General features: G+C 68.6%; 5 protein-coding genes and 1 pseudogene. 1 reads left to right on the plus strand and 5 read right to left on the minus strand.

The genetic code is table 11. The features are described 5' to 3' along the window. Window positions 1-76: 76 nt before the first annotated feature. The 5 genes from QR77_RS01075 to QR77_RS01095 all read right to left on the minus strand — a co-directional run bounded on the left by QR77_RS01075 (window position 77) and on the right by QR77_RS01095 (window position 7,253). Window positions 77-2,611, minus strand: a complete 2,535-nt coding sequence (locus tag QR77_RS01075) for a carbohydrate-binding protein (protein ID WP_052488439.1) — start codon at window positions 2,609-2,611, stop codon at window positions 77-79. Window positions 2,612-2,726: 115 nt separating this feature from the next. Further along, complete coding sequence (locus tag QR77_RS01080) at window positions 2,727-3,614, minus strand: carbohydrate ABC transporter permease (protein WP_040019239.1); 888 nt, start codon at window positions 3,612-3,614, stop codon at window positions 2,727-2,729. A 15-nt stretch (window positions 3,615-3,629) separates the two neighbouring features. Then, window positions 3,630-4,601, minus strand: a complete 972-nt coding sequence (locus QR77_RS01085) for a sugar ABC transporter permease (protein WP_040027059.1) — start codon at window positions 4,599-4,601, stop codon at window positions 3,630-3,632. An 11-nt stretch (window positions 4,602-4,612) separates the two neighbouring features. Then, complete coding sequence (locus QR77_RS01090; RefSeq protein ID WP_173476258.1) at window positions 4,613-5,974, minus strand: extracellular solute-binding protein; 1,362 nt, start codon at window positions 5,972-5,974, stop codon at window positions 4,613-4,615. Window positions 5,975-6,224: 250 nt separating this feature from the next. Beyond that, window positions 6,225-7,253, minus strand: a complete 1,029-nt coding sequence (locus tag QR77_RS01095; RefSeq protein WP_040019240.1) for a LacI family DNA-binding transcriptional regulator — start codon at window positions 7,251-7,253, stop codon at window positions 6,225-6,227. A 110-nt stretch (window positions 7,254-7,363) separates the two neighbouring features. Between QR77_RS01095 and QR77_RS01100 the strand changes: the two are divergent. Continuing rightward, window positions 7,364-7,622, plus strand: a pseudogene (locus tag QR77_RS01100) (hypothetical protein); the annotation flags it as partial.

The raw sequence follows: 7,622 nt of genomic DNA on the forward strand, positions 1-7,622 counted from the left end.
GGTGGGTGCGGGGCCCGCGTGGTCGCGGGCCCCGCACCGGGGCGCGGCGGCCGGCGTCAGTTGCCTGCCGGGGTGCCTACCAGCCGGTGTTGCCGGAACCGCGCGTGATGGTGAAGCCTCCGGTGGAGTTGAGTCCGCCGGAGGCGGCGCCGGTGACGGTGACACCGGAGAAGGTGCCGGAGCCGGCGGACTGGATCTCGATCCCGTACAGACCGGTGTTCTGGATCTTGATGTTCTTCAGGGTCAGACCGCTGACGGTCTTGTTGAAGGACACCAGGACTCCGCTGTAGGTGGAGTCGATGATGTCGATGTCCTGCACCAGTACGGGCGCGGTGATGTCGGAGGAGTCGGCGTAGATCCACAGGGCGCCGAACTTGCTCTGCCAGTTGGGTTCGAACCCGCCGGTGCGCTGCAGTGTGTTGCGCTGTACGGAGGTGGTGCCGCTGAACGGCACGGGGGCGAAGCGGCTGCTGACGGCGATGCCGGCGGACCCGGTGACGGTGTCGGCGAGGATGTTGTCCTCGGCCCGGTTGGCGTTGCCGCCGTAGATGCCGACGGTGTTGGCGAGCAGCGGCACCTGGACGGTGTTGAAGCGGAAGGCGCTGTTGGAGACGGCCTGTCCTTCGGAGAACATCGCGAGGCCGTCGTCGCCGGTGTTGCGGATGCTGGAGTTCCACAGCTCGGTGTTGGCGGTGCCCCGGTGGAGGTTGACCCCGTCGGCGAAGGTGTCACGGATGCGCAGCCCGCTCGCGTACAGGCCGTTGGTGGGGGCGTCGATCCACAGGCCGACCTTGGTGTGCTCGATCCAGACGTTCTGGAATGTGGAGCCGTTGCCGAAGTTGCCCTCGATTCCGGCGTCGAAGTTGGCGTCGTCGCGGTAGCTCACATCGCCGGAGATGGTCAGGTCCTGGACGGTGCTGGTGCCGCCCTGGCCGAAGAGACCGCCCTTGCCGTTGCTGCCGCGCAGGACGGTGGACCATTCGCCGGCGCCGCGCAGCGCGATGCCGGTGAGGTTGACATGGCCGGAGATGTTGTACGTACCGGCGGGCAGCCAGAGCCCCTTGCCCTGCGACTTCACCGTGGAGACGGCCGAGTTGAGGGCCGCCGTGTCGTCCGTGTTGTCGTTCGCGCGGACGCCGAGAGTGGTGGCGGAGACGAAGTCGGCGGCGGGCATGGCCAGGTCGGGCGCCACGGTCTCGGTCTCGACGAGGTCCAGGGTGTAGGAGGCGGCGGTGTCGCCCGCGTCCTTCTGGAACTTCAGCACGGTGCCGGCGGGGAAGTCGCCGATCAGGGTGTGGGTCTCGTCGAAGAAGTGGTGTCCTGAGCCCTGTGACGAGTCGTTGTTGTACGGGTAGGCGCCGTAGACCCAGGAGTACTTGGTCGTCAGGTCGAGGTCACGGACGTGGGTGGATCCCGCGTAGAGGCTGAGGGTGGCGGAGGGCGCCGTGTCGGGGATCGAGTAGCGCAGGGTCAGCGCGTTGGCCGGCTTGGTCAGGGTGAACTGGACGTACTCGCCGGTCCGGTCGAGCACGACGGCCTTGCGGCCGGAGGCCTCGGAGGGGACGGAGAGGTAGGTGCGGTCGGGTCCGGTGGTGGAGGCGTTGGTGACACCGTTCTCGGCTTCGTACGTGGTGTACGGGAGGGTGGCGCCGCGCATGGCGGTGGCGGACGACCCGGTGACGGTGATGCCGTCCAGTTGGAGGTTGCCGTTGTCACCGGACTCGGTGCGCAGGGTCAGTGTGTTGAGCTGGGCACGCAGCGGTGCGTCGGTGGTGGCGGACTTCCAGGCGCCCGAGGTGCCGGGCAGCGAGAGTCTGTGGATCTTGGTGCCGTTGGCGGTAAGGGTGACGGTGGCGGCGGCGCTGTCCGGTGTGCGGTAGCGGAGGGCGATCGAACGGGTCGCGGCCGAAGGTGAGTTGATGTCGAAGACGGAGCGGGCGCCCACGGTGGTGAAGCCGGTGAGGTAGCCGCTGCCGGTGTACCCGGCGGCGCTGGTCGCCTTGGCGGGGCCGCCGGAGAAGTACGCGTTCTCGGCCTGGACGGCGGGTGCGTCGGCCGGCGGATCCGTCGGCGGGTCGGTGGGCGGGTCGGTCGGTCCGTCCGGCGTGCTGGGCGCGATGTTGTCGAGGTTGATGTTGCCGCTGTCGGCGGTGGTGAACGTCAGGGCGACCGTGTTGGACCCCTGTCGGTAGGTCAGGGACTCGTCGCGGGTCGTCCAGGTGTCCCAGTTGGCGGTGGGCGGGAGGCTGAGCTGGCGGACCTTGGTGCCGTTGGCGTACAGGCTCAGGGTCATGGTGGCGGTGGTGCCGTTGGCGTACCGGATTCTCACCGACCCGGTGCCGGCCGCCGCCGACTGGACGGTGAACGAGGTCGAGGCGCGGCCCTTGTTGGTGTCGGTGTAGCCGCCGACGAAGCCCGATCCGGTGTAGCCGGGGTGTTCGGTGGATACGGCGGCTCCGCCGGAGAGCGCGGCGGACTCGGCCTCCAGTGTGGTGGTGGCCGCGTGCGCGGACGGGGTGAGCGTCCCGTGGGCGAGGGCCACCAGCAGGGACAGGAGCAGGGCGGGTATCAGGCGGAGGGTCGCGGCGCGGGTTCTCGGTGCGGGTGACACAACGGTGTGTCCTTCCGTGCGGGAAGTGGGGCGTGGGAGGAAGCGCTGAACGGTGGGAGTCGGCGGTGGCAGTCACGGCGGCCAGGGAGCGCGGCCAGGGAGCGCGGGAAGAGCGTCAGCCTTTGACGCTGCCCGCGGTGAGGCCCGCGACGACGCTGCGCTGGAAGATCAGGAACAGCACCAGCAGCGGAACACTGGCCATGACCATTCCGGCCAGCAGTTGATTGGCCGGCATGTCGGTGGAGAGCCGGTTCAGTGCCACGGTGATGGGCTGCCTGGCGGGGTCGGGCAGTACCAGCATCGGCCAGAGGAAGTCCTTCCAGACCCCGACGACCGCGAAGATGGAGACCACCGCCAGCACCGGGCGCGACAGCGGCAGCACCACGGAGACGAGGACACGCAGGGTGCCCGCGCCGTCGATGCGCGCGGAGTCGAGGAGTTCGGCGGGGATCTGGTCGAAGAACCGCTTGAGGATGAAGATGTTGAAGGCGTTGGCGCAGGCGGGCAGCCAGATCGCCCATGGTGTGTTGATGAGGTTGAGATGGACCAGCGGAACGTCGGTCACCGTCAGATACGTCGGGACCAGCAGCGCGGAGACCGGCAGCATCAGGGTGGCGAGCATCATCCCGAGGACCACGTTGCCGAGGGCGGGCCGCAGCTTCGAGAGCGCGTAGGCGGCGGCGACGTCGACGGTCAACTGGAAGAGCCAGGCCCCCGCGGCGAGCAGGAAGGTGTTGAGGAAGTACTGCCCGAGTCCGACGCTGGACCAGGCCCCGGTGTAGCTCTCCGGGTGCCATGTGCCGGGAATCAGGCCGGGGTTCGGGTCGGCGAGTTCGGCCGACGACTTCAGCGCACCCGTCACCATCCAGTAGAGGGGAAACACGAAAGCGGCGGTGAACCCGGTCAGTGTCGCGGCGAGGACGAAGCGGTAGAGGTACCTGCCGGTGCGGCGGGTCATCTCGGCGGGCGCTATCAGGGTGCGTACGGGGGTCTCGGTGGCCATGGCGGTTTTCTCCTCTCAGCCCTTGGCCCGGGTCAGGCGCAGATAGACACCCGCGAAGATCCCGAGCACCACGAAGAGCACCGTGCTCATGGCGCTGGCCAGGCCGAAGTCGTTGTAGACGAACGCGTAGCGGTAGAGCAGCAGCAGGACGGTGACGGTGGCGTCGTCGGGTCCGCCGCCGGTGAGCACGAAGGGTTCGATGAACACCTGCATGGTGCCGATGACCTGGAGCAGCAGCGTGATCATCAGGATGAAGCGCATCTGCGGGAGGGTGACGTGCCACATCCGCTGCCGGATCGAGGCACCGTCGAGTTCCGCCGCCTCGTACAGCTCGCCGGGGATGCCGCCGAGTGCGGCGAGGTAGATGAGTGTGGTGGTGCCCATGTTGGCCCAGGTGGAGACCAGGACCAGCGAGACCATCGCGAGGTTCTCCGACTCCAGCCACTGCTGCCCGGGCAGGTGGAGGATGCCGAGGACATGGTTGAAGAGGCCGGGGCCCGGATCGTAGAACCAGCGCCAGAGCAGCATGGTGACGATCGGGGGCAGCATCACCGGCAGGTAGACGGTCATCCGCAAGTAGGCCCGGCCGTGCCGCAGTTCGCCCAGCACGACGGCGGTGGCGAAGGGGGCGGCGAAGCCGAAGACGAGTGCGAGCAGGGTGAACCAGCCGGTGTTGCGCCACGCGGTCACGAACAGCGGGTCCTCGAAGAGCCGCCGGAAGTTGTCGAGGCCGATCCAGCGGGCCGGCTCGGCGAAGTTGACCTGCTGGAAGCTGAGCAGCAGACCCCGCACGATCGGGTACCAGGAGAACAGCGCGAAGCAGATGATCCCGGCGGCCAGGAAGAGATAGCCGACGAGGTTCTCGCGGATACGGCGCCGGCGCCGGCCACCGTCCGAAGGGCGCCCGTGCGGGTACGAGGCGGGGGCCGCGGCGGGGGCAGCCGCGGGGGTGGGGATCACGGGGGAAGGAGGCGCGTCCGTGGCCATGTCCGGTCTGCTCACAGAGCCGTGGCGAGGATGGTGTCGACCTTCTTCTGTGCGTCGCCCAGGAGTTGGCCGAGGTCGGCGTCCTTCTTGGTCAGCACGGCCTGCATGACGCTGTCGAGCACGGTGTAGATCTGCTGGGCGTTCGGCGGCTCGACCTTCACAGCGACCTCGGGACTGCGGTCGACGAACGGCTGGTAGTTCTTCTGCGGCACATTGGCGTACTCGGTGTGGATCGCGTCGTTCTTGGCCTGGGCCGCGCCGTCGAAGAGGTTCGGCTGCGGCAGGCCCACCGGAACACCGAGCGCGGCGAACTTCTTGACGTTCGCCTCCTCGCGATCCGGGTTGAGGTACTTCCACTGGATCCACTGGAGTCCGGCCCTGATCTTCTCGGGGGACGCCTTCGGGTTGAACATGAAGCCGTCACCGCCGCCGAGGGTGGCGGCGCCGGGCAGGGCGGCGAGCCCGTACTCCTCGTACTCGCGCTCGAACTGCTTGACGATGGTGGGGATGTTGTCCGGCCCCGCCATGTACATCCCGAGCTTGCCGGCCCCCATCAGCTTCTGGACGTCACCGATCTCCAGGAGCTGCCGGGTGCCCATGCTGTTGTCGGTGAAGCGCATGTCGTGGAGCGTCTGCAACGCCTTGCGTCCCGCCGGGCTGTTGAACGCGGCCTTCCACCTGCCGCCCTGCTGGGTGGCGACGTCGCCGCCCATGGAGTAGATCCATGAGGTGAGGTGCCAGCCGCCCTGGTTGTTCTTGCTGTAGTCCGCGTAGCCGACGGTGTTGTCACCGAGGCCGCTGATCTTCCTGGCCGCCACGCGCACCTCGTCCCAGGTGGCCGGGGGCTTGTCCGGGTCGAGTCCGGCCCGCTCGAACAGGTCGCGGTTGTAGAGCAGGCCGAGCGAGTAGTTGCCGGTCGGCAGGCCGTAGATCTTGCCGTCCTTGCCCGTGAAGACGTCCTGGAGCGCGGGGCGTATGTCGCCGAGATACGGCACGCCCTTGAGGTACGGGCTGATGTCGGCGGCCTGGTGGCGCTGGATCAGCCCCGCCGGGTCCGTGAAGTAGACGTAGAAGACGTCCTCCAACTGACCGCCGGCGAGCTTCGCCGCGAAGGTCTTCGGATCCATCTGGCCCTCGCGGGCGTCGATCCTGATCTTCGGGTGGCTCGCCTCGAACTGCTTGACGAGGTCCTCGTAGTCCTTGCGGTCGGCCGGCTGGGTCTTCGTCGGCATGCCGTTGACGCTGATGGTCACCACGCCGTCCTTGCCCACGCCGGAGGAGGACGGGGACGGGCCGCCGCAGCCCGCGAGCCCGAAGGATGCGGAGGTGCCCAGGGCCAGGCCGAGCGCTTGGCGTCTTGTGATGCCGTTCATGGAGATCCCATGCCTTCCTGCAAAGGGTTTGCGCGTGACTTGCAGGGGGCTTGGTCCTCTGCGCGTCTCAACGGCGCTGACAGTAAAAGCGGATGACGCAAGAAGTCAATGAGTCTGCGCAAAAACTTAATCTGAGCGGCTTGCGTGCGTAACACACCGTCACCTAGGGGGCGGGAGCGCGCACAGCGAGAAGGGGCCCGGCCAACGGCCGGGCCCCTCCCGCGGCGACCGGTCGGCCGCCGACGACACGTCAGCCGGTCCGCGTACGCGCCGTACGCGCCGGGGGCGCCGTTGAGCTGCGGACGATGAGCTCGGTGTCGAACATCATCTGCTCCCCCGCCTGCGCGTGGCCCTTCATCTGCGAGACCAGCGAGGCGACGGCGGCGGCCGCCATCGCCTGCACCGGCTGGCGGGCCGTGGTCAGCGGCGGGTCGGTGGCCACCATGTACAGAGAGTCGTCGAATCCCACGACCGAGAGGTCCTCCGGCACCCGCAGCCCCTGCCGGCGCGCGGCCCTGATCGCGCCGAGAGCGAGCGCGTCACTCGCGCAGACGACCGCGGTGACGCCCTCGGCGAGGAGGCGCGGGAGCGCGGTCGCGCCGCCCTCCATCGAGAACAGACCGTGCGCGACCAGCCCGCGCCAGTCGCCCTTCAGGGCGTCCCTAGTACCGCAGAACGCTTGGAAACCGGCGAGCTTACGGGCCGACGGGACATGTCCGACCGGGCCGAGGATCATGCCGATCCGCTCGTGCCCCATCGCCGCGAGATGCCCGAGCACCTGACGCGCCGAGGCCGCGTCGTCGATGGAGACCTGCGCGATGCCCAGGTTCTCGTCCGCCGCGTTGAGCAGGACGATCGGCACCTGCCGTTCCCTCAGGGCGCTGCCCTGCTCGGGTCCGACATCGGCGTAACTGGCGCCGACGAAGATGATGCCGCCGACGTTCTGCTTGAGGATCATGTCGATGTAGTGCGCCTCCGAGACCCCGTCGGCGGTCCGTGTGCAGAGCACCGGGATCAGGCCGCGCTTGTTCAGCAGTCCGGCGATGGCCTCCGTGAAAGCGGGGAAGATCGGATTCTGGAGATCGGGCACCACAAGACCCACGAGCGCGGCGCGCTGCTGCCGCATCTCGCGGGGCCGCTCGAACCCGCAGACGTCCATGGCGGTGAGCACCGCGTCACGGGTCGCGGGCGCGACGTCCGTCGCCCCGTTGAGCACACGGCGTGCTGTCGTCTCGCTGACACCGGCGAACTCGGCCACCTGAGAGAGTCTTTTCTTCACGCCACCAACCTACCAAGCACCCACGCAAGAAATGAAGATCGGTTGCGCAAATTACGAACGGCGACTGGCGCGTTCTCCCGATGTCCGAGGCACCTGGGAGAGTCGGACCCATGACGGCTGATGACGGAGGTGAGCACGGCGGCGGATTCGTGGCGGCCACCGGTGACGGTCCCGCGCCGGCCGGCGATCCCCGGGTGCGGGCCGTGGACGTACGGGTCGCGTTCGACGGGCTGTTGCAGATCCGGCGGCTGACGAACGGCGGCGCGGCCGACCCGGTCGCGGTCCCCGCGCGGTGGGAGCGGCTGCGTACGGTCCGGGCCGTCGCGCTGGCGCTGGAGGCCGCGGGCATGGCGCCGTCCGCCGTGGACA

The sequence above is a fragment of the Streptomyces sp. 150FB genome (assembly GCF_000818195.1).
Lineage (GTDB): Bacteria > Actinomycetota > Actinomycetes > Streptomycetales > Streptomycetaceae > Streptomyces.

Coding starts and splice junctions, on each gene's coding strand:
- QR77_RS01090 (WP_173476258.1), bottom strand. CDS start 5,974: ATGAACGGCATCACAAGACGCCAAGCGCTCGGCCTGGCCCTGGGCACC.
- QR77_RS01080 (WP_040019239.1), bottom strand. CDS start 3,614: ATGGCCACCGAGACCCCCGTACGCACCCTGATAGCGCCCGCCGAGATG.
- QR77_RS01085 (WP_040027059.1), bottom strand. CDS start 4,601: ATGGCCACGGACGCGCCTCCTTCCCCCGTGATCCCCACCCCCGCGGCT.